The sequence below is a fragment of the Adhaeribacter terreus genome (assembly GCF_042657365.1).
In the GTDB taxonomy this organism is placed as follows: Bacteria; Bacteroidota; Bacteroidia; order Cytophagales; family Hymenobacteraceae; genus Adhaeribacter_A; species Adhaeribacter_A terreus.
This window is the reverse complement of record NZ_JBHSKT010000003.1, coordinates 109,010-132,191: the sequence shown is the minus strand read 5'-3', so window position 1 is coordinate 132,191 and position 23,182 is coordinate 109,010. Positions and strand designations below refer to the sequence as shown.

Below are 23,182 nucleotides of genomic sequence, written 5' to 3'. Positions count from 1 at the left end.
TTCACCAACAACTTAATTTACATCTTCTACCAAAAGGTTATTGGTAAAAAACCAACAAAAGCGGTAAGGCTCGTTTTAATTTGCTCTTGGTTTTTTCGGTTGCTTTTATTATTCAATTATACAGTCCTTGGAAATTTCAATAGTTTCTTGATACCAAGATCTAAGTTCTCCATTCTTGCTAACTTCAATATTATACTTTAAAATCTTTTGTGGACACTTAATAAACTTATTCCCTTTAAAGTAAAATCCATTTTCTGTGATTTTATACTTGCCAATTCTATTTTCCAGCGACAAATCAAAACCATTGATTTTAGCAATTATTATTGCTTCTTCAATATTGTCTACTTTACCAATGAAGTTTTGCAATTTAGCTTCAGAATCAATTATTTCAATAGAATCTCCTTTAGTTGCTGCTATAAAATAAGAACAATATGCTGGCATACATCCAGAGAAAAATCCACTTATATATTTACTTTCAATTTCAGATTTTATAGGAATACTAAATTCTATTGCTTCATTACTGTCAAAAATTGATTTCGGCTCTCCAAGATCATTAAAAAAGAATTCCCATTTATCAACTTTAATTTCTGGCTTAATTCGAGATATTAAATACTCAATGTCATCATACTTTTTATCTAAGTCAATATAGGGTTTTTGGCAGCTAATAAGGGTAATTAAGATTAACCAGAAAAGTTTTTTCATAATTTATACTCACTCCCACCATTAGGCTAAAACAAATTAAATGCCCTAAGCAATCCCCTTCACAAACGCCTCAGCCTTTGCTGGAACATTTGCCAGACCAGCGGTATTCTTCCCGCCGGCGGTTGCGTAGAACGGCTGACCGCCGCCGCCGCCCTGGATCTCTTTGGCCAGTTCTTTTACGATCTGCGTCGCGTTCAGGCCTTTTTCGGAAACCAGGTTATCGGAAAGCATTACGGTGAGCTGCGGTTTGCCGTCTATTTCGGCGGCTAAAACCAGGAACAGGTTGTCTACGGTCTGGCGCAGGTCGAAGGCAAGTTTCTTCACGTAATCGGCGGAACCTAATTCCACGTTGCGGGCAATGAAGTTGATGCCGTTGATGTTCTGCACTTCGCCGGCCAGTACGTTTTTCAGCACCGAAACCTGCTTCAGCTCGAATTGCTCCAGTTGCTTTTTCAGGGCGGAGTTTTCTTCCAGCACTTTTTCTACCGTTTTGCTTAGCGTTTGCGGTGAACCTAAAAGCTGTTTCACTTCTTCGAGCTGCGCCAGTTGATTGTGCACAAATTCTTCGGCGGCATTGGCGGTAACGGCTTCAATCCGGCGCACACCGGCTGCAACCGAACTTTCCGACACGATCTTGAAGAAACCGATCTCGCCGGTGCTGGCTACGTGCGTGCCGCCGCAAAGCTCCACGCTGTAGTCTTTATCGAAGGTAATTACGCGCACAAATTCGCCGTATTTTTCGCCGAACAAAGCCATTGCGCCGTGCTGTTTCGCTTCGGCGATTGGTACGTTGCGTTGTTCGTTCAGCTGAATATTTTCGCGGATCTTAGAGTTCACCATCCGTTCGATTTCCAGGATCTGGTCGTCGGTAACTTTGGTGAAATGCGAAAAGTCGAAGCGCAGGAGTTTGTCGTTTACCAGGGAGCCTTTCTGGTTTACGTGATCACCTAAATGCTGGCGCAACGCGGCGTGCAGCAGGTGCGTGGCCGAGTGATTTTTTTTGATCACTTTCCGGCGGTTCGCATCTATTTTCAGGTAAAGCGGCGCGTTCACGTCTTCCGGCAATTCGGTGGTTACGTGAATGATCAGGTCGTTTTCTTTGCGCGTATCGATCACTTTCACTTTGCTCAAACCACTTTCCAGGAAACCGGTGTCGCCTACCTGACCGCCGCTTTCGGCGTAGAATGGCGTTTTTTCGAGCACAATGTGGTATTCGGTTTTGTTCTTGGTCGAAACTTTGCGGTAACGTAAAATCTTGCTTTCCGAAATTTCGTGGTCGTAGCCAATGAATTCGCTTTCGCTTTCTTCATTCACCACCACCCAATCTGATTGCTCCGAAGCCGATGCGTTGCGCGAACGGTTTTTCTGCTGTTCCATTTCAGCTGCAAAGCCGATTTCGTCGATGGTCAGGCCTTTTTCTTTCGCAATTAAAGCGGTTAGATCGAGCGGGAAACCGAAGGTGTCGTAAAGCTCGAAAGCAGTTTTTCCGTCGATAACGCTACCGTTTTCCCTGAATTTTTCTTCCAGGTGGTCGAGGCGTTTCAGGCCATTTTCCAGCGTGCGCAGGAAGGCAATTTCTTCTTCCTCAATTACGCGCATTACGAAACTTTGCTGCTGCTTTAGTTCCGGGAAAACGTTGGCCATTTGGTCGGCCAGGGTTGGCACCAGGCTGTAGAAAAACGGTTTTTTGAAGTTCAGGAACGTGAACGCATACCGCACCGCGCGACGCAAAATGCGGCGAATTACGTAACCGGCTTTGTTGTTGGAAGGCAACTGTCCGTCGGCAATGGCGAAGGCCAGCGTGCGGATGTGGTCGGCAATTACGCGGGTGGCAATGTCGGTTTTTTCGTTCTGGCCGTAGGTTAAGCCGGCTTCTCTGGAAATGTGCTGGATGAGCGGCTGGAAAACCGAGGTATCGTAGTTCGATTGCTTGCCTTCGATGGCCATACACAAACGCTCGAAACCCATTCCGGTATCTACGTGCTGCGCCGGAAGTTTCACCAGCGAGCCGTCGGCCAGGCGGTTGAATTCCATAAAAACGTTGTTCCAGATCTCCACCACCTGCGGATGGTCGTTGTTCACAAGGTCTTTGCCCGGCGTTTTGGCAATTTCGTCTTCGTTGCGCAGATCGATGTGAATTTCAGAGCACGGACCGCAGGGACCGGTGTCGCCCATTTCCCAGAAATTGTCTTTTTTAGAACCGAACAGAATGCGTTCTTCGCCACCCAGAATTTCTTTCCAGATCTCGAAGGCTTCCATATCGCGGCCTAAATTTTCGCTCTCATCGCCCCCGAAAACACTTACATACAGCTTATCTTTCGGCAGTTTGTAAACGTCGGTAAGCAGTTCCCAGGCCCAGTGCAGCGCGTCTTTCTTGAAATAATCGCCAAACGACCAGTTGCCCAGCATTTCGAACATGGTGTGGTGGTAGGTGTCGTAACCAACTTCCTCCAGATCGTTGTGCTTGCCGGAAACCCGGAGACATTTCTGCGTATCGGCGATGCGTTTGTACGGCGCGGGTTTGTTGCCCAAAAAGTAATCTTTAAACGGCGCCATCCCCGAGTTGATGAACATCAGGGTCGGGTCGTCTTTCACCACGATGGGCGCGGAAGGCACAATGTGGTGGCCTTTGGAAGCAAAAAAATCGAGGAACTGTTTCCGTATTTCGTTCGAGGTCATTTTTTCGTTGTTCGTTATTCGTTGCTCGTTGTTCGATTTCACGGACAAGAGCCAGTAAAATGCTATGGTTTCAGGCCTGAAAACTGCGGTTTCCCGGATTTCAGGCTAAATACAAAAGTAGTATATTTCGGAAGAATCTGGTAGGTTTTTGGGGGATTTGATTAAATTTACCGGCTTGGGAATTTGTCTGAACACGATTTTCTGGATTTACCGGATAGACAGGATTTTTGTCGGAAACCTACTTTATGATAATTTATTAGATGGCTCAATTAGAATTAATCCAGTTTATTCCACAAACTGATAGATATTCAATCTTTTATCCCAAATCATACGAATTGTTTGAAGATGAAGACAGTATAGTTACTATTTCTTCAAATGAAACCGACAGTTCAATGACTTTAAGTGGCTATGAAGTTGAGGGTGAAGCAGACGAAAAAGTTTTAAAAGAATTCTTTGCGGATATTACATCAGCTTATGACCCAATTTCAGAACCTGAAATTGAAAATTTTGAAGAAGGTTTAAAAATAGTAGCTAAATTCAAAAAGGATGACAACTATTGGATTTGGAAAATCTTTTCAGTTAAATCCGCTATCGTTGTAGTTTCAATTAATAGCAGCGAAGAATTAAATCCTGAGCAATTAGGAGTTTATGAATTTATGCTTCAGAATTTCGAAATTTATCCTGATTAAAAATCGAACAACGAATAACGAGCAACGAACAACGACAAAGTGCCATACAAAGAAAAAGATATAGAAAAGCAGTATTACACCATTGGCGAAGTGGCATCGATGTTTGGCGTGGCGGCCTCGCTTATCCGGTTCTGGGAAACGGAATTTGAAGAGCTGAAGCCGAAGAAAAACAAAAAAGGCAACCGGCTTTTCACCCCTTCCGATATCGAAACCCTGCGCACCATCCACCATTTGCTCAAAGACCGCGGCTATACCATCCAGGGCGCCCGCGAATTGCTGAAAAATAAAAATGTGCAGACGAAGAATAAGGTGGAAATGATCCAGAGTCTGGAGAAGGTTCGGGCGTTTTTGGTGGAGATGAAGAAGCAGTTGTAATCAAACCTGATGATTTACAAGAAACTTATTTTACTTCTTACTATTGGTTTAACATTTTTCGCTTGTCAGAAAAGGAATAATGAACAGGATTTTGTTGTACCTTCTGATAATGAAATAAATAAAATTATTCAGGCTGTACTTATTCAGGATAGTTTAGATGAATCAACTCCAATTCAATGGGAACTTAAAAACCCAAAAATAGCGGAGAGAGGCGATTCTGAAATTCCGCCACCTCCTCCAATGCCTGGCACAATCTATATTGATGATTTATTATCAAGGAAAATCGACGGTAAATTTTTCATTACTCCAAGTGATACTTTTTTTATTAAGGTTCAATCACTTATTCATTTAGATTTCAAAATTGATTCAGTTTTAATAAAAAATAATTTTATGACTGAAGATGCTCAACAAGACAAATTTGAAAAGACTGGAAAAATAAATTATTACCGATTTACAAAGCCTTTATTCTCAAAGGATAAGAAGAAAGCATATATCCAACTTGATATTATTTGCAGAAGACTTTGCGGAGCTGGTTTAGAATATTTTTTAATTAAAAGAAACAATAAATGGATAATTGCCGATACACGGCAACGTTGGATTAGTTAAAAAACACTATCAAAAACCACCTGAAAAGTGCCAGACAAGAACGAACAGCTTTACGAAGTAGCCATTGGCCTGATTCCCGGCATTGGCGGCATGCTGACCCGGCAGCTGGTAAGTTATTGCGGTTCGCCGAAAGCCTTTTTTGATTGCCCGAGTTCGAAACTGGAAACCATTCCGGGCATTGGTCCGGGCGCGATAAAAGCTTTTAAAAAGCGAGATGAAGCCTTGCGAAAAGCAGAAGAAGTTTTGCAGCAGGCCGAAAAATACGAAGCGCAGATCCTGTTCTACACCCACCCCGATTACCCCAAACGCCTGAAGCAAATTGCCGATGCGCCTACCCTGCTTTTCTACAAAGGCAACGCGAGTTTAAATCACCCCAAAACCATCAGCATTGTAGGCACCCGGAAACTTACCCGGTACGGCGAAGCGGTTACCGAAAAAATTATCCACGACCTGCAAAAGCACGACCCGCTCATCATTTCCGGATTGGCTTACGGCATCGATATTGTGGCGCATCGCTCGGCGTTGAAATACGGCTTACAAACTATAGGTACAATTGCCAGCGGCCTGGATATGATATACCCGGCAGCCCACAAAAAAACTGCCGAACAAATGCTGGAACAAGGCGGTCTGCTCTCGGAAAAGATCTTTGGCATTGAGTTGCACCCGCAATTTTTTCCGGCCAGAAACCGCATCATTGCCGGCTTAGCTGACTGTACCATTATTGTAGAAGGCGCGCTTAAAAGTGGGTCGTTAATTACCGCCGAAATTGCTTTTGGCTACAACCGGGAAGTCATGGCAGTGCCGGGGAATATTACGTCGGAAGTTTCCGGCGGTACGAATTATCTGATCAAAACGCAGCAAGCGGTGCCGTATACCTGCATCGAAGACCTGGAAGCGCTGCTGAACTGGGACAATGCCTTGCAACCGCCGCAGCTGGGTTTGTTCGATGGAAGTCCTGTTGCCAAACCGCACCGGCCAACCGTTTACGATCCAAATGATTTCAGCAAAGAAGAATGGGCTATCATTGAAGTGCTGCAGCAAACCAACGATGAACTGATCGATAATATCAGCTGGAAAGCGCAGATCCCGATAAATCAGATCGCTTCTCTCCTGCTGAATATGGAATTTAACGGGGTAGTAAAAAGTTTGCCGGGGAAAAAATTCAGACTTTTGTAGAATGGTTGTCTGCTTTAATTTCAAATTAATACCGGAAGAGGAATTCCAACTCCCAATAACGAACCGGGCTTTTCAATACAACGATGGAGCTTTTGAAACAATGCTTTTTGTAAATGGCAGATTTCGGTTCCTGGAAAGCCATTTAGATCGGATCCATCGCGCCGCAAAAACCTTGCATCTCGAACTTCCGCAAGCACTTTCAAAACCAAAAACGGTAGCGTTTTGGATCGAAAAACTCATTGGTGAAAATCAGCTTTCCGGAACCATTCGGCTTAAATTAAAAATCTGGCGCGGTGGCAAAGGACTTTATACGCCTGAACAAAACAAAGCCGAAGTTCTAATCACCACCGAACCGCAAAAGGCAACTCCAACCATAATCCAAACCGCTGATTTTTCAGAATCAGTCCGAACAAATCATTCTGTTTACAGCTTCTTCAAAGGCCCGAATTCCCTGCAATACGTTTTAGCCGGAATCGAAAAAAAGCAGCGGAACCTGGAAGAGATAATTCTGCTAAGTTCCGAAGGGTTTATTTCAGAATGCCTGGCTTCCAATATTTTCTGGATCAAAAACGGTAGGCTTTTCACTCCAAAAACTAAAACTGGCTGCGTGGCTGGAATCATGCGCGAAAATCTGCTCCGACTTTTTCAGGCCGAAAGCATAGCATTTCAGGAAGGATTTTATTTACCAGAGGAATTGCTGCAAGCCGAAACGGTTTTCACCAGTAATGCGGCTGGCATAAAAGTTATGCAGCAGATTGGCGAAACGACATTTTCAAAAGAGCTACCCAATTGGCTAAACCAAAAACTGAAAGAAAATCAATTTCTGTAAAATGAAAAAAGCAGTCATTTAAAACTAAATGGCTGCTATTAATTCCTAATTACCTATACCGCTACCGGCGCTTTAATAGCCGGCCAGCTTTCGTAGTTTTCCAGTTTAAAATCTTCGTACTTAAAACCGAAAATGTCTTTCACTTCGGGGTTAAGTTTCATCTGCGGCAGCGGTTTCGGTTCGCGGGTTAGTTGTAATTCGGCATGTTCGATGTGGTTACTGTATAAATGCGTGTCACCGCCAGTCCAGATGAATTCGCCGGGTTCGAGGTCGCAGACCTGGGCCATCATTAGTGTGAGCAACGCATAAGATGCAATGTTGAACGGCACTCCTAAAAAGGTATCGGCGCTGCGCTGATAGAGCTGGCAGGAAAGTTTGCCCTCGGCTACGTAGAACTGGAAAAAGGCGTGGCAGGGCGGCAGCTTCATCTGATTGATCTCGGCTACGTTCCAGGCGCTTACAATTATTCTGCGGGAATCCGGGTTCATTTTTAGCTGATTCACTACCTGCTGGATCTGGTCGATATGGCCGCCGTCGGACGTTGGCCAGCTGCGCCACTGGGAACCGTAAACCGGACCCAGTTCGCCGTTTTCATCGGCCCACTCATCCCAGATCGAAACGCCATTTTCTTTCAGGTAGGCAATATTTGTTTCTCCTTTCAAAAACCAGAGCAATTCGTGGATAATGCTTTTTAAATGCACTTTCTTGGTAGTAACCAGCGGAAAACCTTCCTGCAAATTGAACCGCATCTGGTACCCGAAAACGCTGATGGTGCCGGTGCCGGTACGATCTTCTTTTTTGGTGCCATTGTCCAGAATGTGCTTAACAAGATCCAGGTACTGCTTCATTTTTGAGTTTTGAAAAATTTGGGGATGTGAAATTTCGGAATTATTTCGGCAAAAGCAAATCGTTAGCAGTATGCTAAGAAAAACGGTAGGATTTTTAGCAAAAAAAGTAGCGTAGGGTTTAAAGCCTACGCTACTTTTTTGATGCAACTTTCATTGCCGTCTGCTTAAGCTGACGGAATTAAGCTTTCGCTTCTTTTTTCTTGCAGCAAGATTTGGTGCCTTCTGTTCCTGGAGTGCAGGCTTTCGCTTTTTTAGCTTTCTTTTCTTTCTTCTCTGATTTCTCAGCTTTCTCCGTTTTTTCGCCTTCGTGCTTAATTACGGTTGCGTTTACAGAAGCTGTTCCAACGAAAGCGAAAAGTGCGATGGCAAGCGTTAATTTTTTCATGAGATGATGATTATTAAATGAAACAAATAGTTTTGAGCTTGGGTTGTTAACTTTGTAAATATAACGAAAGTTTCCGGTTTCAAAGATAGTTTTTTAGCCGGATTTCAAGCAAAATGTCTTATAAAAAATACTGTTACCTGGTTATCACCATTGTCTTGGCTATAACAGGTTTTAATGCTTACCACGCTTCCCGGCTGCAATTCGATTACGATTTCGACCATTTCTTTCCCGAAGGTGATCCGGATCTGGCTTATTACAATGACTACCGAAGCCAGTTCGGCAACGATAACGATTATATTCTGCTTGGCATCGATGCTCCGGAAACCGTTTTCGACCCGACTTTTTTAGCCCGAATCGATACCCTTTCCCAATTCCTGAAACAACAGCGGAACATTGTGGAAGTAGTTTCACCAACCACTTTGAAAAATCCGGTAGTAGAAAGTTTCGGCGCTTTCGAAATTCCGTATTTGCACCCTTATGAACCGGAAAAACTCCCCTCCGATTCCGCAATAATTTTTCAGACGCCGGGTTTGGTGAACAGCTTTTTCTCCAAGGACGGTAAATCGGTTTCTATTGCTTTAAAAACTTCGCCGAATTTGCTAAAACTGCCTGCTGATACGCTTATGCAAAACGTGCACGCGGAACTGAAAAGGCTGAACCTGACCGAAACGCACGTAGCCGGAAAATCGGTAGCCGAATCAATTTTCGTAGACCGGATGCAAACTGAACTGGCGGTGTTTATGTCGCTGGGAATTTTGCTTTTAATTGTGGTACTCTGGCTAACATTCCGGACGTGGTGGGGAGTAGTATTGCCGCTCATTGTGGTGCTTTTTGCCATTATCTGGGGCTTGGCCATGATGTATTATTTCGGCGCTTCCATTGACCTGATGACGGTTCTTTTACCAACCATGATGTTCGTGGTGGGCATGAGCGATGTGATGCACATTTTAACGCGTTACGTTACGGAAATTGACTTTGGCACGCCGAAAATGGAAGCTATAAAGATCACGCTGAAGGAATCTGGTTTTGCTTCACTTCTGACTTCCATTACAACTTCCGTCGGATTTTTCTCGCTCATAACGTCACCCATTGGCCCGATCAGCAACTTTGGTTTGTACACCGGAACTTCGGTTTTACTCACGTTTGTGTTGGCTTACACCTTGCTGCCGGCCATGATGATTTTGCTCGATAAACCGAAAATGAACCGGCCATCGAAAGACGGAAAAAGCTGGTTCGATATTCTGGGAAGTTTATTCCGCCAAGTGGTGAAAAACCGGCTGGCAATTCTGGCGATCAGCGCCGGGTTTATCGTGATTTCAGTTGCCAGTATTTCCAAAATTCGCATCGATTCTACATTCCTGGAAGACCTTTCTGACGATGACCCGGTAAAGCAGGATTTTTATTATTTCGAGGAAAAATTTGCCGGCGTTCGTCCGTTTGAAATGCACCTGAAAGCCGCACCCGGAAAAACGTTGTACGATCTGGAAACGCTTCGCGAAACAGAAGAAATTGAAACGTACTTAAGCCAAATTTACGGCCTGAATTTCATGGCTTCGCCGGTTACAATTGTCAAGGCATTGAACCGCAGCTATAACGGGGGAGGCAACGAATATTTCAGACTTCCGGAAACCGAAAAAGAACTTAAAAAACTAACTGCTAAACTGAAACTGTTTGCCAAAAAAAATGATCTGAAACAACTCATTTCGGAAGACGGAAAAAGCGGAAGACTTACCGGAAAAATGCCCGACGTTGGCAGCGCAAAAGCGAAAGTGATGAATAACGAACTGAAGGCTTTCATCGCTAAAAATACAGACGCCAAAATTCTTGAAACCAGGCTAACCGGAACGGCGCTGCTGATGGATAAGAACGGCGAAGACCTGACTACTAACATGATGCTGGGTATGGGAACGGATATTCTGATCGTGGTTATGATCGCTCTGGGGTTGTTCCGCAGTTTCCGGATGGCCATAATCACCATTATTCCGAACCTGGTTCCGATATTAATGATCGGGGCAGTAATGGGGCTTTTCAGCATAAATATGAAAGTTTCCACATCCATTATTTTTACCATCGCTTTCGGAATTGCTATAGACGACACCATTCATTTTGTAAGCAAATTCAAGCTCGTAACGTTAAAAGAACCTTCGCTTTTCAAAGCCATTCGCTACACGTTTAAACACGCCGGTAAAGCTATTATCATCAATTCCAGTATTCTGGTTTGTGGTTTTTTCACCCTGCTTTTTTCAAGTTTCGATGGTACGTTTTATACTGGTTTGCTCATTGGCTTAACGCTGATCTTTGGAATTGCCGCCGAAATATTCTTGTTGCCGGTTTTGTTGCTGTATTTCTACAAACCAACAAAACAGAAGAAAAACGGTATGGTTTTGAAGGAAAAAACTCCGGAATTGCAACGCGAACTGGTTAATTAACCGTATGCGTTCGTAATTTTAAATTAAACCGGAAATAAATATCTTCCCCGACTTTTTAGTCGCCAAAGCCTACCGTTTTATGAAGAAAATCACCAGCCTTTGCTGCCTTTTTTTAGTTTGTTTGTTCGCTTTAGCGCAGGACGACGAATACAAACGCCTGACTACCGAACGTCAGGAGTTAATAAAAGAATACAATTACCTGAATGCGCAAAACAGCAATTTCTGGGGCAAAAAATCGAAGAAAGATCTGATGAAGATCATCGATAACCTGAAGGCGATCATTCAAAAAGATACCGAAATTATCAATAACGTGCAGGCCAGTTACGTAAAGCGCAACGCCGACCTGACCGTGAAAACGGAAAAGATGCAAACCGAACGAAAAGCCGATACCCGCAATATTTCCGATAATATCTTTGATCTGAAACGCCAGGTGGCCAACCTCGAAACCCGCGACCAGCAACGGTTACGTAAAATTGCGGAGCTGGAAGACCGGGTAAAAGAAGTAAAAGCGGCCAAAACGGAACACGATATAATAACGGTTTTTGCTACGTTAACAGCGTTGTTTTTATTACTTTACATCATTAGGCTGCGCGGAAAATTAGCCCGGAAACATGGAAAGTAAACTCGTTTGCGCTGCTACTTATTTAAGCTACGAAGAAGGCATTTTGCTTTTTAATGATCTGGAAGAAGCCGGAATTCCTGCTTTGGTAAAAAGCTGCGGCCCGCCTTCCATTCCTTTCGGCGAAGGCCAGTTTTTTCAGCTTTTCGTATCAGAAGAAAATCTTGCAAAGGCTTCCGAAATCACCGAAAGTTTCAGGCGCGAAGTTGCGATTGCCGGGCTTGTAAAGAAATGTCCGCGTTGTAGATCTGAAGTAGTTTTGATGGCCAAATCCCTACCGTTCTGGCAGAAAATTTACTACGCCGGCACCCAGGTTTATGAATGCGAAAGTTGCCGAAAGAAGTTTTTCAATTAAAGAGCTGTAAAGCAGTTCCGGGAAATTTAGATTGTTTTTTCTGTCTACTTTTTTATAAGAACTTCACTTAATTTCTCAGGTACTGTTTCAATTCTTCGTGGTTTATTTCCAGTTTGCCAAAAACCTTCCAGTAATATTCCTTCGTCATGGCTTCCCAATGAATAATGGTGAGCGTATATTGGTAACTCTGAAATAAATTCAGGCCAACCAGTAAAACCACAAGCGTAATAATTGGAATTTTAATGAAATAATTTCGCACCTGGAAAGCATAACAGCAAATAGCAGCCAACGGAATTGCCGCAAATGGCAACGTTTCGATTAACGGCCGGCAACCAAAACTACCGCCGTAAAACCACATCGACCAGCTGAATACTACATAGAACATCAGGCTGAAAAACAGCAATAACGCCGGTATAAATTTCGGGAATTGTTTCCATAAAAAGATCAAGCCAATGAAGCTCAGAAATGCGACCGGCGTATAAACGAACCATCCTTTTTTGTAACTGAATAAGCCATTAATAATTTCCGGATCATTGAAAAGAAATTTCTCATTCTCGTACGAATAGTAGATCCAGTTTCCGGTCACAAATTTCCAGTAACTGAGCTGAATAAGTACGACCAGGAAGAACAAAACGCCTGCTAAAAGCATTTTCCTGTAGTTGTTTAAGAAAAATAAAAACCGAGCTTTCAGATTTTCAAAATTATGCACTTGCCAGAAAAGCGGAATTAAAATTACCAGCAGATTTACCGGCCGGATAATGGTAATCAGGCCAAGCATGAGGCCTATAAAAAGCAAATGCCTGGTTTTAAAATTGGTGTAAAATTTTTCGGTTAGCCAAAGCAACGCGGCAAACAACGCAAAGGAATACGGGTGGCTCATGCCCTGGTCGTAAGCCGTGTAGTAATATAGATTCGTTCCGAACGCAATGGCTAGCAGCGTTAGAAAAACGGCATTTTCGGGAAAATATATGCGAAGAAAACTGCGCAAAAAAAACAGCCCGATAACTACCCATATTATATTGCTGACGACTACGGCCACAATATAAGGATATACATAACCGTCGGCCAGGTAATCGGGCGAGCCGGAAGCGTAACCGTGAGCGATCAGGAAAAAAGGCAATTGCATTACCGCAACCCCTACCGGATATTTGTTCAACAGCTTCCCGTTATGATGTTTCTTTAGTCCGTAATTTTCCTCGCCGCCCGTTAAATTATGCTCTTTGCCTTTGTCGCGGTAAAACTGGTAATCTGTAAGATCTTGGTAAATAATTGTGGCTGGCAGATAAAGGTAATAACCCGATTTGTCCCAGCTTAACACATGATCTGCTTTTATGCCGCGGTACAAAACCACCGCAAAAGCTACCAAAGCAAAAGCAATTATAATAAATGTCGATTTCACGCCGGCAAAAATAACATAAAACCGCCAGTTAAGCAGATATTTTCAGGTTGATAGCACTGAAATTTCAGTAAGGCCAGTAAAATAAACCTTACTTTTATGCCTGAAAACCGTATCGTTTTTATCTCAAAAACCCGAGCCGGAATTCATTCAGAAAATAAAAACCAAATAACCCAGATACGGGTGCCTTTACGCCTGTGTCTGCCCATAAAAATGACTGTACAAGAAGAATTAAGCCAGGTGCAAATCCTGCTCAAAATGGAGCAGCAGGAAGACCTGGAACAATATAAACTAAAGAGTGCCAAATCGCCAATCGCCGAACGCAAGAAAATGGGTTTGTGCTGGTACCCAATCACGATCACCAAAACCGAAATTGGTTTCGGCGGCAAGGTGGTGGTAGAAATTGAACGCCATGGCGGCCGCGACCAACTACATTTGTTTCAGACCGGCAAAGCTGCATCCATATTCACCAATTCGCACAACGACCAGGGCCACAATAATTTCCAGCTCAATGGCGTGATCATGACGCTGAAGCGCAACAAACTTACGCTGGCCACCAACAAAGAAGATCTGCCCGAATGGATCGACGAAGGCAAACTCGGCATCGACCTGACTTTCGATGAAATGAGCTACAAGGAGATGGAATTTGCGCTGAAAAAAACCATTGAAACCGAAGGTAGCAAACTGGCGCATTTGCGCGATGTGCTGTATGGTGCGCAGCCTGCATCTTTTAAAGCCAACGTTCCCTTCCGCCCCATTCCGCAATTAAATGATTCGCAGAACGAAGCCGTAAAAAATATTGAAGCCGCCAAAGATGTAGCCATTATTCACGGCCCGCCGGGCACCGGAAAAACTACTACCCTGGTGCAAGCCGTTTTAAGAACGTTAGAAACCGAAAAGCGGCTTCTGGTTTGTGCGCCCAGCAACACAGCCGTAGATCTTTTAACCGAGAAAATTGCCGAGCAGGGTGTAAACGTTATCCGCATTGGTCATCCATCCCGGGTTTCGGAAATGTTGCTGCAGCATACTTTGGACGCGCAGATCATGAACCATCGCGATTACAAGCATCTAAAACTGCTCCGCCGCAACGCCGAAGAATACAAAAGCATGGCTTTTCAGCATAAGCGCAAATTTGGCTGGGAAGAACGCGAACAACGCCGTTTGCTTAAGGAAGAAAGCAAAATGATGCTTCAGGAAGCCGATGAAATTGAGCGCTACATAACCGACGATCTTTTAAGCCGCGTGCAGGTAATTACCTGTACTCTTGTCGGCTCCGCCAACCGCGTGATTCGCCATCTAACTTACGATACCGTTTTTATAGATGAGGCTGCGCAGGCCTTGGAACCGGGCTGCTGGATCCCGGTTACCCGCGCGAGCCGCGTGGTTTTAGCCGGCGATCATTTCCAGCTCCCGCCCACCGTAAAATCGGAAAAAGCGGAGCGTTTGGGTTTAAGCAAAACTTTGTTCGAGAAATGCATTGCGCGTCAGCCGGATGTAGCCGTAATGCTGAAAACGCAGTACCGGATGCATCACCAGATCATGAATTTCTCGAATAAGCAATTCTACGGGGGTGAATTAAAAGCCCACGAATCGGTTCATTTTTCGGATCTGCACCATTTTAACCCGGCTTTTACCGAAGGTTTTGCGGTGGAATATGTAGATACGGCCGGCTGCGGTTACAACGAACAGGCCTTTTCCGAAACCAGCAGCGTTGCCAATCCCGAAGAAGCCGATCTGTTGATCAAACATCTGCAAATCCTGCTCGAACAATTCCCGCAAAATGAATCTGAAAACGGTATCGAAAACCCGTTAAAAATTGGCATCATTTCTCCGTACCGCGCCCAGATCAATTACCTGAAAGATGAGATCGAGCAAATTCCGATGTTGCAGGAACTGGTTACCAAAAAGCTGCTTTCCATTGGAACCGTAGATAGTTTTCAGGGGCAGGAACGCGATATTATTTACATCAGCATGGTGCGCAGCAACGACCGCGGCGAAATTGGTTTCCTGGCCGATATCCGCCGCATGAACGTAGGCATGACCCGCGCCCGCAAAAAACTCGTGATCATTGGCGATAGTGCTACCCTTACCTACGATCCGTTCTACAAAGAATTCGTGGAATATACGGAAGATATCGGCGCATATAAGAGTGCCTGGGAGTTGATCAGTGAATAGCTTTCCGTCATTCCGAGCGAAGCCGAGGAAACTTATGGGGCCATTTTCTGATGCTAGCTTTATAAGTTTCCCCGGCTTCGCTCGGAATGACAAAAATATTTCAAATCCAAATCGAGAAAATTCCGTTTACCAAATCTAAAATTCTTAATTATTAATTTTTAATTCTTAATTAAGAAACTACCTTTGAAAAAAACGACACAATTATGAAGATCAGCGAGAACACCGTGGTTTCGCTCACCTACGAGCTTAAAGTACAAGACGAAACCGGCGAACACGTTTTAGTGGAAACAGCCGAAAAAGAGCATCCGATGGTGTTTTTGTTTGGCGCCGGCGGCCTGCCCGATAAATTTGAAGAATACCTGAAAGGCAAAGAACAAGGCGAAAGCTTTAAATTTAAACTGGAAGCCGAAGAAGGTTACGGTCATCCGGACGAAAACGCAATTGTTTCTATTCCGAAAGCAGTTTTTGAAGTAGATAGCAAAATTGACGAAGAAATGCTGAAAGTTGGCAACTTCCTGCCAATGTCTGATGCCGAAGGCAACCAACTGCAAGGCAAGGTAGAAGAAATTGGTGAAACAGAAGTAAAAATGAACTTCAACCACCCGTTAGCCGGTATGGCGATGTTCTTCGAGGGTACCGTAGAAGAAGTACGCGAAGCTACTTCAGAAGAAATTTCACATGGCCACGTGCACGGAGCAGGCGGTCATCACCATTAATAGAACTGACTTTTTAAGGTAAAAACGGTAGCGTTTTGAGCCTAAAAGTAAATTCAAAACCGGAAGTTTTAAATAGCTTCCGGTTTTATTTTGTCCGGTAATTCCTGTAGAGACGCAAAACTTTGCGTCTGCCTTTTTTGCAAAAAGAAAACGGGAAGTAACCAAAGTAAAATATTCACTCCTTAAAAAGGCAATATTTGAATCTGGATCGCGTGAAAAAGTAAAATTAAGATTCGAATTCGTGAAAAGACGCAAAGTTTTGCGTCTCTACAACCGGATATTGCTTATTTTCGGGCATGGAATTCCGCAATTTTCTGAAGCATCATTATCCGGTTCTGATTGGCGCGCTGGCTTTACAGATCATTTTTTTCGGATTGGCGCTGCATTATAAAAGCCTCTATCTCACCGATTCGCAGGAATATTTGTACCAGGCCGAAAACATTAAAAACCACGACAGCCTTTATTCCTGGAAATGGCAAAAACCGTTCATTTACCAAATGTGGACGCTCCGTACGCCGGTTTACGGTTACCTGATCTATTTAATACAACAAATTTCGGCTTCGCATTTTGCCGTTCTGCTGGTGCAGAATGTGCTGGCATTTGTAAATTTTACGGGCTTGGTCTGGCTGCTGAAAGATGTAAAGCTTCCGAAAAAATACCTGCACGGAATATTGTTCTTTTCGTTGCTCCTCTTCCCTACCCGCTTGGTTTATACCAATATGGTCATGAGCGAACTGGTGCTCGAAACCGGCTTATTCTGGGCATTCTTCTGCCTGGTAAAATACCTGCAAACCCAGAATCCCAAATGGATGTTGCTTTATAATATATTGCTGGCTTTTTCGGTGTTAACCAAACCGGTGCTGGTTTATTTCTGGCTGCCGAACATGCTTTTTATGGGCTACCTGGTATGGAAAAACAGGCCAAAAATATTGCTGCTGCAAAGCCTGATCATGCCGGTTGCAATTGCAACGTTGTGTTTTTATAACCAGCAGGTAACGGGCTATTTTCATTACACGTCAATTAAAACCTACAACCTCTCCGATTACAATACTTACGAGCTTTTAAAACATCTGCACGGCATTGATTCGGCCAAAGCTATTGTGAAAAAAATTAACCAGACCGACGCCGATTATGCCAACCTGGAAGCGCGTTTAAAGCACATTGAAAAGGAAAGTTTTGCCATTATAAAAGAAAATATCGGGCTTTATGCGTGGCTGCATTTCCGGGGTGCGATCAATTTTTTCCTGGATCCGGGCCGTTACGATATGGTAAATTTTCTGCCGCCTTTGCAAACCAAAACGGAATTCGGATTTTTTAATGAAGTGCGCCAACACGGATTTGCCGGCATATTTAATTATTTCTCCAAAATTCCGCTGGGCCTTACCGTTTACATGGCTTTGATCTTTGCCGCCAATTTAATAACGGCCTTGGCCTTTGCTTTTTGGGCGTTTTTCATTCGGAAACAAAACCTAGCCATTAGAATTTTTGCGGTTCTGCTGATGGGTTATATGGCGGCCGCGCCCGGACCAATTGGCTGCGCGCGTTTTAAAGAACCGGTTTGGTTTTTACTGGTTTTTGCTACCGTTTTCTGCGCCGAATTTTTCAGGCAACAAAAGCAAATTATAGCTTCAGAGAAACCAGAAAAATACGCAGCGTCGGGCCGGTAAAATTCAGGCTTGCACTTTAAGCGTACGCTGACAAACCGTTACATTTATTTCCAGATCGCGGTTTACGGTTATTATATGGTTTACGGGCACCGGTTTCCAGTCAGAGCGACGGCTGTTTAGTTTTTCCGATACAATGAGCACAGCATTTCTGGTCTTATCTTTACTTTTTTCCATTTTACAGATACCGTTTTCGCAAGTATAAACTGCTCCTTCGGTATAATATAAAGTGGAAGCGGGCAGACTCAGATCAGAAACGTATCGTACTGCCACAATAGTATCTCCGTTGGTTACACAAACATTTATATAACTCGGGTCTTTCATTTTAAGCCGCGCTTTAATCTCTTCCACTTCCACAATAGAATTTTCCAGGGCATTGGCCATGCGGGTAGGCAGGTCATTTTCGTTTTGCAACTTTTCCATCTGGTGCAGAAACAACGCGAACAAATGTTCCGAATCGGTAAGGCCCAAAATATTGGCGTAAATATTATCGGGTAAATGGCGGATCATTTCGCGCTTTATTTTCTGAAAACCTTCAATATCGCCGTTGTGCATGAAGAGAAACTGACCATAATGAAAAGGGTGGCAATTCAGTTCGTTTACCGGCGATTCGGTAGCGGCGCGCACGTGTGCAAACAGACAATCAGAAACTATTTTAGGCGCGATGTATTTTAAATTCCGGTCGTTCCAGGCCGGCCTCACCGAAACGAAAAGTCCCGGCATATCATTGGCTTCCGGGGTGTACCAGCCAACGCCAAAACCATCGCCGTTCAGCGGTTCCTCCATTTCATTCGCCTTAACACTCTGCTTGATCAGGGAATTTTTTTGCTTGAAAAGCAGGTCGTACATCATGATCGGCTTTCCGATGTAAGCAACAAACCGGCACATATTACGCTAATTAATAATTAGAAATTAATAATTAAAAATTGAAAATTTCGAAAGATTCTAACTCCTTACGTTTACGGCATTCCGGAAACTTTGCACAATAATTTGCTGTACATTTTCCCATATTCCGGCATTGCATTGCGGATATTTCTGATTCACTTCCAGCTCAATTCCACCATATTGCTCATCCGGAAAAAGTTTGCGCAGATACGTAGTAAATCCATCGGCGGTGCCTCGGTACGGATAATTGAACCGCACTTTCAGGTCTGGATCCAGCTTCTCAAATTCCTGTTTCCACAAAGCACTAAACTCTTTTTCGGTTTTCCGCTGCGGATCGTAAAGCAACCCAATATCGGCATTCCGTATTTCCCCGTTAAGCTGCGGCGTAAAAGAATGTACCGACAAATGCAAAACGCTATGATTTTGGGCTATAAAAGTCTGAATAGTTTTTTCAACCTGCTGCCGATATGGATGATAATGTGCCTCCAGAATTGCCTCTCTTTCCACTTCCGCCGTTTGGCGCGTAATATCCGAAAACAAATTCGGGTGATGCAACGACCGGTTCAATTCTACCAGAAGCCGGCTGGTTTCCGAGAAGAAAGATGCATCGGCACCTGCAGCTACAAATTTTTCATAAAGCTCCAGTGCGCCAATATCCCAGCCGCGGTGGGTTTCCAATAACTCCTGGTGCGCATGAAAATGATGCCCGTGTGCTTCCGGAATTTCGCGGCCGCCATGTTCGCAGGTTATCAGGATCTTTTGCATTTCTGTTTATTTTTTAAAGTAGCGAAACCTCCCAGGCTTTAAAACCTGGGAGGTTGTAGATCTGATGAAGATAAAAAAACGTTATGGTTTTTAACCTAAAAACTGTTTCCCGGATTTCAGGCAATCTGCTAACTGTTCATACACATTTTTAATATTTTCCGGCGAAGAATTCCCTTTCAAAGCTTTTACAATTCTGGCCGAAAGGGTATCGTTTTGGAGGATAAAAGTCAAAGCCGCTTTCGTTTTTTCATCAGTAATTGCAGCAGCTAAAACCGTATCGAAAATGTGTTGCCAGAGTTCTAAAGTGGTGCAACTCTCAGCTTTGTCATAACCGAATAACTTCAGATAATCGGCATTATCAATTACTGCCTGTTGTCCGTTTTTTACCACCTTCCAGAGAATTTCCGCCAGGTCGGTTTCGTGCCATTTTTTCTGATCATCCAACGAAGTCCATTTTTCTGACACCAGGGTTTTAAGCGTTTCGATTACGGCATATAATACGGCAATATCGGCCTGCGGACATTCCTGAATGTCAATGATGCGGATCTCAATAGCGCCCCGGTCAAAACGGGCAATGGCGCCGCGGGAATTAAGGAACTGGTCGCGCAGAATTTCGTCTTCGTCGTATGGGGCAATGTCGGCGTAGATCTTTTTAAATATCTTCTGCTCGTATTCGGCTTTACTGAAAACCTGTTCCGGAATAACTTTACCCGCAATGCTAGGGATCTGCTTTTGGTTACCCTGGTAAACCTCCAGGCGCGTATCGGCAAAGCCGGAAATCTTATTATCCAGAACAGGCGACGAAGCGCTTAAAGCCGGAATTATGGGCAGTAAAACCCGGATGGCCGCGTGCAGTTTCCCGAATTCTTCATCGTTGGCAAAAGGCAAATTCAGGTGCGTACTTTGCAGGTTCGCCCAGCCGTGTCCGCGGCAATCGAATATCTTATTATATGCTTCGTAGATCTGGTTATAATCGTGCGGCCACAAACACATTTCTTTGTACGGATCCATGAACGGGTGCGCGCCGCTGCCTAATAACCTGGCATTATATTTCTCCAGTAGTTTGTTGATATGTTCTACTTGCGCCTGGAATTTTTCGGGCAAACCCGCTAGCGTTTTAGCCGGGCCGTTGGTTTTCAGTTCTATCACGTGCAGCACCAATTCATTGCTCCAGGCCATGTCATCGAACTCCACATCCGAATCGAATTTGCCGGCAACGTCATAAATCACTTTATCGGTAATGGGCAGAATTTCCAGCGTGTTGTTCTTCACGATCATGTATTCCATTTCCACGCCGTAGGCTTCAAATAAATGCAGCGGTTTACGAGGCTTGCTCATTCGTGATATTCTTTTGAATTTCGATTCTTCGTTTTATTGATTTCATAATGCTCAGATACAGATCTTTATGCAGAACCTGATCTTCGCAACCATAATCAATGCTCGGGTTGTCGTTCACTTCAATTACGTACGCCTGGCCTTCAATTTCTTTCAGATCTACGCCATACAAACCGTCGCCAATTAAATTAGCAGCTTTCAAAGCCGTGTGCATTACATGAAACGGAACATCACCGATCGGAACAGTTTCGGCATTGCCGGTAATTTCACTTTTTTTGCCTTCCCAGTTATAGATCTGCCAGTGGTCTTTGGCCATGTAATATTTGCAGGCGTAAAGCGGTTGCTTGTCTAAAATTCCCACGCGCCAGTCGAAATCCGTTGGCATAAAAACCTGCCCGATCACGAGGTCTGAAAGCTCCAGCATGTTGTCTAATTCTTCATGCAAACTGGCTTCATCGGTAACTTTAACTACGCCCTGCGAAAAAGAACTATCCGGACGCTTCAGTACTACCGGCAAGCCCAGTTCCTTAATTACCAGGTCACGGTTCTCTTTATGAATGATCATCGTTTTTGGTATCGGAACCTTCGCTTTGGAAAGTAATTCGGCTAAATAAACCTTGTTTGTACAGCGCAAAATAGAAACCGGATCATCTATCACAACTAACCCATCGGCATGCGCGCGGCGGGCAAACCGGTATGTATGGTGATTTACCGAAGTTGTTTCGCGAATAAATAATGCATCGAATTCCGACAGACGTTTGTAATCGTCTTTGGTAATTAATTCGGTTGCAAAACCCAGGCTTTCGGCAGCTTCAATAAACTGCTGAATGGCTTTTCGGTTGCTCGGCGGATCACTTTCCAGCGGGTTAGTTAAAATAGCCAGGTCGTAGATCTTGGTTTTTGGCTTCGGGCCGGTAAAACGATGGCGGGCAAAGTACGCTTTTGCAAAACTCATTAAATATTTGCGGTGGTTTTCCGGTACCTCGTTCAACGGAATCGGCGAAATATTGTGCAGGATCCATTCTTTATTGAAAATGAATTCGGCACGCAGCAATGGTGCCTGAAAAAGATCGTGGAGTTGCTTTGCCAGTTTCTCGTATTTTTTTGCCACGTTCTGCCCGAAATAAATGCTGAGCGTAAAAACCCGGCTTTTAATATCGTGCAGACTTTTCTGAATTTGTTCGTCCAGTTCGTTGGTAATGCTCCGCACAATGGTCTGGCTTTTCAGATCCTGAATAGTGGTTACGTTCGGAATGGCACGGTGCCCGCGGGCTTCAGCCAGTAACGATACATAATAACCGGTACTCTGGTATTTATAGGAACGGCAAAGGTTAAAAATGCGGGCGTTCTTTATTTCGGTGTAAGCCGGGTCGGTAAGGTAAGCTTGCGCAGCTACTACTTCAACTTCGTCTATGTTAAAATCCCAGTCTTTAAGATTATTAACGATTACAATTTTGCGCATTTAAGAAGAAAATGATTGGGTAAAAGTTTCGGGTTGTAAAGCTGGCTGTTCGTTATTTCCTACATCTTTCGGCTCAATAATAAGCAGATTGGCATCGTAGGTAACCATGCCCAGCATAATAGAATTGATCAGGCGCGTGCTTTTCACCTGGTAATAATTATTCCGGAAAAACGGATTTTCCTGGTACGGATCGGCCACAATAACTTTATCGCGTTCGGGCGTAAAGCCGCAAAGCACCACAAAATGGCCCAGCGGTTCGCCGCGCACATCGTCGTAAATGGCTTCGTCGCGTTCGTTGGTGCGTTCGCGGGCGCAGTTGTATAAATAGGTGGCGCTCAAACCGGTTAAAATGGGCTGACCTTTCGAAAAATAACTATCCAGTAACTCTACGGTCAGGTCATCGCACTTCAGTTCGCCACCCAGTTTCAGAAATTCGATGTAAGCTTTGGAAGCCATCTGCAATTTCGGATCGGATTTATAAAGCAATTGTTCTTCCAGGTTCTGAATAATTTTCTCGTTGGTGCTCCGAAACCAGGTCGGATCAAAAACGTGCAGGTTGTACGAATAGATTTTGGCCTTGTAACCGCGTTTCAAGGCATGACAAGCCAATAAAACGGCCAGCGTTCCGCCTTCTTCCAGAAAAGAAACTTCTTTTATCACCTCTTCCAGCGGAATCTGATCCTGGTAATATTGATAAACGGCATGTAAGCTGGTCGGTCCGCAGGTAGAATCGTCGGGTTGCGTCAGGATCTGGAGTTTATTGAGCAGTTTTATATCGAGCACGGCAAACGGTATTCGTGAATTCTGAGATCAGTTTTTCACCTTATACGGCTATTTTAACGGAAGTCTGAAATTTGGACCAAAAAATCTTACTTCCGTCAAGCTGCTAAATGGTTTTCAGCAATTTAGCTTTTCATAAATTGAAGCTTCAACCAGTTTTTAATGCCTAAACCATAGCGTTTTTTTTTTTTCGTGCTGCGAAATTTATTAACAACCTACCGAAAAAATTTCAGGCTAAAACGCTATAGTTTTTAAAGTAAAACCCGGGTTTTGTTTTGGCGGGCTGCAAACTTTATCTTTGTAAAAATTAAT

The 23,182-nt window shown here is 43.9% G+C and carries 21 protein-coding genes; 11 read left to right on the top strand and 10 right to left on the bottom strand.

Translation table 11 applies throughout. The features are described 5' to 3' along the window. Window positions 1-108 precede the first annotated feature (108 nt). Window positions 109-702 carry a hypothetical protein gene (locus ACFPIB_RS05910; RefSeq protein ID WP_378016508.1) on the bottom strand — a complete coding sequence of 198 codons (594 nt, stop codon included), beginning with the start codon at window positions 700-702 and terminating at the stop codon, window positions 109-111. A 45-nt stretch (window positions 703-747) separates the two neighbouring features. Further along, window positions 748-3,381 carry an alanine--tRNA ligase gene (alaS, locus tag ACFPIB_RS05905; protein ID WP_378016507.1) on the bottom strand — a complete coding sequence of 878 codons (2,634 nt, stop codon included), beginning with the start codon at window positions 3,379-3,381 and terminating at the stop codon, window positions 748-750. Window positions 3,382-3,641: 260 nt separating this feature from the next. On the opposite strand from alaS, the gene ACFPIB_RS05900 reads away from it, so the two are divergent. From ACFPIB_RS05900 to ACFPIB_RS05880, 5 genes are read left to right on the top strand one after another with little or no spacing between them, the layout of a single operon-like run. Then, the gene (locus ACFPIB_RS05900; protein ID WP_378016506.1) at window positions 3,642-4,070 is read left to right on the top strand and encodes a hypothetical protein; all 429 of its coding nucleotides are present in this window, start codon (window positions 3,642-3,644) and stop codon (window positions 4,068-4,070) included. A 39-nt stretch (window positions 4,071-4,109) separates the two neighbouring features. Further along, the gene (locus ACFPIB_RS05895; RefSeq protein WP_378016505.1) at window positions 4,110-4,445 is read left to right on the top strand and encodes a MerR family transcriptional regulator; all 336 of its coding nucleotides are present in this window, start codon (window positions 4,110-4,112) and stop codon (window positions 4,443-4,445) included. A gap of 9 nt (window positions 4,446-4,454) precedes the next feature. Continuing rightward, the gene (locus tag ACFPIB_RS05890) at window positions 4,455-5,051 is read left to right on the top strand and encodes a hypothetical protein (protein ID WP_378016504.1); all 597 of its coding nucleotides are present in this window, start codon (window positions 4,455-4,457) and stop codon (window positions 5,049-5,051) included. A 27-nt stretch (window positions 5,052-5,078) separates the two neighbouring features. Next, complete coding sequence (gene dprA / locus ACFPIB_RS05885; protein WP_378016503.1) at window positions 5,079-6,227, top strand: DNA-processing protein DprA; 1,149 nt, start codon at window positions 5,079-5,081, stop codon at window positions 6,225-6,227. A gap of 1 nt (window position 6,228) precedes the next feature. Continuing rightward, window positions 6,229-7,056, top strand: a complete 828-nt coding sequence (locus tag ACFPIB_RS05880; RefSeq protein WP_378016502.1) for an aminotransferase class IV — start codon at window positions 6,229-6,231, stop codon at window positions 7,054-7,056. 53 nt (window positions 7,057-7,109) lie between these two features. Here ACFPIB_RS05880 and ACFPIB_RS05875 read toward each other — a convergent pair whose 3' ends face one another. Both ACFPIB_RS05875 and ACFPIB_RS05870 read right to left on the bottom strand, forming a co-directional pair. Beyond that, a complete protein-coding gene (locus ACFPIB_RS05875; RefSeq protein ID WP_378016501.1) occupies window positions 7,110-7,904 on the bottom strand; it encodes a thymidylate synthase in 795 nt (264 codons plus the stop codon). 178 nt (window positions 7,905-8,082) lie between these two features. Beyond that, the gene (locus tag ACFPIB_RS05870) at window positions 8,083-8,289 is read right to left on the bottom strand and encodes a hypothetical protein (RefSeq protein ID WP_378016500.1); all 207 of its coding nucleotides are present in this window, start codon (window positions 8,287-8,289) and stop codon (window positions 8,083-8,085) included. Window positions 8,290-8,402: 113 nt separating this feature from the next. Between ACFPIB_RS05870 and ACFPIB_RS05865 the strand changes: the two genes are divergently transcribed. From ACFPIB_RS05865 to ACFPIB_RS05855, 3 genes are all read left to right on the top strand, one after another. Further along, on the top strand, window positions 8,403-10,718 hold the full coding sequence (locus ACFPIB_RS05865; protein ID WP_378016499.1) for an efflux RND transporter permease subunit: 2,316 nt from the start codon (window positions 8,403-8,405) through the stop codon (window positions 10,716-10,718). A gap of 79 nt (window positions 10,719-10,797) precedes the next feature. Further along, window positions 10,798-11,340: a hypothetical protein gene (locus tag ACFPIB_RS05860; RefSeq protein ID WP_378016498.1), complete on the top strand. Its 543-nt coding sequence runs from the start codon at window positions 10,798-10,800 to the stop codon at window positions 11,338-11,340. Next, window positions 11,330-11,692, top strand: a complete 363-nt coding sequence (locus ACFPIB_RS05855; RefSeq protein WP_378016497.1) for a hypothetical protein — start codon at window positions 11,330-11,332, stop codon at window positions 11,690-11,692. Before ACFPIB_RS05860 ends, ACFPIB_RS05855 begins: the two co-directional genes overlap by 11 nt. 67 nt (window positions 11,693-11,759) lie before the next feature. Here ACFPIB_RS05855 and ACFPIB_RS05850 read toward each other — a convergent pair whose 3' ends face one another. Beyond that, window positions 11,760-13,091: a hypothetical protein gene (locus ACFPIB_RS05850; RefSeq protein ID WP_378016496.1), complete on the bottom strand. Its 1,332-nt coding sequence runs from the start codon at window positions 13,089-13,091 to the stop codon at window positions 11,760-11,762. 210 nt (window positions 13,092-13,301) lie between these two features. Between ACFPIB_RS05850 and ACFPIB_RS05845 the strand changes: the two genes are divergently transcribed. The 3 genes from ACFPIB_RS05845 to ACFPIB_RS05835 all read left to right on the top strand — a co-directional run bounded on the left by ACFPIB_RS05845 (window position 13,302) and on the right by ACFPIB_RS05835 (window position 17,646). Beyond that, window positions 13,302-15,263, top strand: a complete 1,962-nt coding sequence (locus tag ACFPIB_RS05845; protein WP_378016495.1) for an AAA domain-containing protein — start codon at window positions 13,302-13,304, stop codon at window positions 15,261-15,263. Window positions 15,264-15,466: 203 nt separating this feature from the next. After that, on the top strand, window positions 15,467-15,979 hold the full coding sequence (locus tag ACFPIB_RS05840; protein WP_378016494.1) for an FKBP-type peptidyl-prolyl cis-trans isomerase: 513 nt from the start codon (window positions 15,467-15,469) through the stop codon (window positions 15,977-15,979). Window positions 15,980-16,275: 296 nt separating this feature from the next. Next, window positions 16,276-17,646 carry an ArnT family glycosyltransferase gene (locus ACFPIB_RS05835; protein WP_378016493.1) on the top strand — a complete coding sequence of 457 codons (1,371 nt, stop codon included), beginning with the start codon at window positions 16,276-16,278 and terminating at the stop codon, window positions 17,644-17,646. Between the two features lie 3 nt (window positions 17,647-17,649). On the opposite strand, the gene ACFPIB_RS05830 is transcribed toward ACFPIB_RS05835, so the two are convergent. The 5 genes from ACFPIB_RS05830 to ACFPIB_RS05810 form a co-directional block, all read right to left on the bottom strand. Next, complete coding sequence (locus ACFPIB_RS05830; RefSeq protein WP_378016492.1) at window positions 17,650-18,531, bottom strand: class II glutamine amidotransferase; 882 nt, start codon at window positions 18,529-18,531, stop codon at window positions 17,650-17,652. A gap of 57 nt (window positions 18,532-18,588) precedes the next feature. After that, complete coding sequence (locus ACFPIB_RS05825) at window positions 18,589-19,293, bottom strand: N-formylglutamate amidohydrolase (protein WP_378016491.1); 705 nt, start codon at window positions 19,291-19,293, stop codon at window positions 18,589-18,591. Window positions 19,294-19,383: 90 nt separating this feature from the next. Further along, window positions 19,384-20,631 (bottom strand): carboxylate-amine ligase, encoded by a 1,248-nt coding sequence (locus ACFPIB_RS05820; protein WP_378016490.1) that lies wholly within the window; start codon window positions 20,629-20,631, stop codon window positions 19,384-19,386. Further along, entirely contained in the window at window positions 20,615-22,090 is a 1,476-nt protein-coding gene (locus ACFPIB_RS05815; protein WP_378016489.1) for a RimK family protein, read from the bottom strand. Before ACFPIB_RS05815 ends, ACFPIB_RS05820 begins: the two co-directional genes overlap by 17 nt. After that, complete coding sequence (locus ACFPIB_RS05810; protein ID WP_378016488.1) at window positions 22,091-22,873, bottom strand: C39 family peptidase; 783 nt, start codon at window positions 22,871-22,873, stop codon at window positions 22,091-22,093. Between the last annotated feature and the right edge of the window lie 309 nt (window positions 22,874-23,182).

What these genes read in the sequence shown, in the direction of transcription:
- ACFPIB_RS05910 (WP_378016508.1), bottom strand. Translation starts at nt 702, where the DNA reads ATGAAAAAACTTTTCTGGTTAATCTTAATTACCCTTATTAGCTGCCAA.
- alaS (WP_378016507.1), bottom strand. Translation starts at nt 3,381, where the DNA reads ATGACCTCGAACGAAATACGGAAACAGTTCCTCGATTTTTTTGCTTCC.
- ACFPIB_RS05900 (WP_378016506.1), top strand. Translation starts at nt 3,642, where the DNA reads ATGGCTCAATTAGAATTAATCCAGTTTATTCCACAAACTGATAGATAT.
- ACFPIB_RS05890 (WP_378016504.1), top strand. Translation starts at nt 4,455, where the DNA reads ATGATTTACAAGAAACTTATTTTACTTCTTACTATTGGTTTAACATTT.
- ACFPIB_RS05880 (WP_378016502.1), top strand. Translation starts at nt 6,229, where the DNA reads ATGGTTGTCTGCTTTAATTTCAAATTAATACCGGAAGAGGAATTCCAA.
- ACFPIB_RS05875 (WP_378016501.1), bottom strand. Translation starts at nt 7,904, where the DNA reads ATGAAGCAGTACCTGGATCTTGTTAAGCACATTCTGGACAATGGCACC.
- ACFPIB_RS05870 (WP_378016500.1), bottom strand. Translation starts at nt 8,289, where the DNA reads ATGAAAAAATTAACGCTTGCCATCGCACTTTTCGCTTTCGTTGGAACA.
- ACFPIB_RS05865 (WP_378016499.1), top strand. Translation starts at nt 8,403, where the DNA reads ATGTCTTATAAAAAATACTGTTACCTGGTTATCACCATTGTCTTGGCT.
- ACFPIB_RS05860 (WP_378016498.1), top strand. Translation starts at nt 10,798, where the DNA reads ATGAAGAAAATCACCAGCCTTTGCTGCCTTTTTTTAGTTTGTTTGTTC.
- ACFPIB_RS05855 (WP_378016497.1), top strand. Translation starts at nt 11,330, where the DNA reads ATGGAAAGTAAACTCGTTTGCGCTGCTACTTATTTAAGCTACGAAGAA.
- ACFPIB_RS05845 (WP_378016495.1), top strand. Translation starts at nt 13,302, where the DNA reads ATGACTGTACAAGAAGAATTAAGCCAGGTGCAAATCCTGCTCAAAATG.
- ACFPIB_RS05840 (WP_378016494.1), top strand. Translation starts at nt 15,467, where the DNA reads ATGAAGATCAGCGAGAACACCGTGGTTTCGCTCACCTACGAGCTTAAA.
- ACFPIB_RS05835 (WP_378016493.1), top strand. Translation starts at nt 16,276, where the DNA reads ATGGAATTCCGCAATTTTCTGAAGCATCATTATCCGGTTCTGATTGGC.
- ACFPIB_RS05830 (WP_378016492.1), bottom strand. Translation starts at nt 18,531, where the DNA reads ATGTGCCGGTTTGTTGCTTACATCGGAAAGCCGATCATGATGTACGAC.
- ACFPIB_RS05825 (WP_378016491.1), bottom strand. Translation starts at nt 19,293, where the DNA reads ATGCAAAAGATCCTGATAACCTGCGAACATGGCGGCCGCGAAATTCCG.
- ACFPIB_RS05820 (WP_378016490.1), bottom strand. Translation starts at nt 20,631, where the DNA reads ATGAGCAAGCCTCGTAAACCGCTGCATTTATTTGAAGCCTACGGCGTG.
- ACFPIB_RS05815 (WP_378016489.1), bottom strand. Translation starts at nt 22,090, where the DNA reads ATGCGCAAAATTGTAATCGTTAATAATCTTAAAGACTGGGATTTTAAC.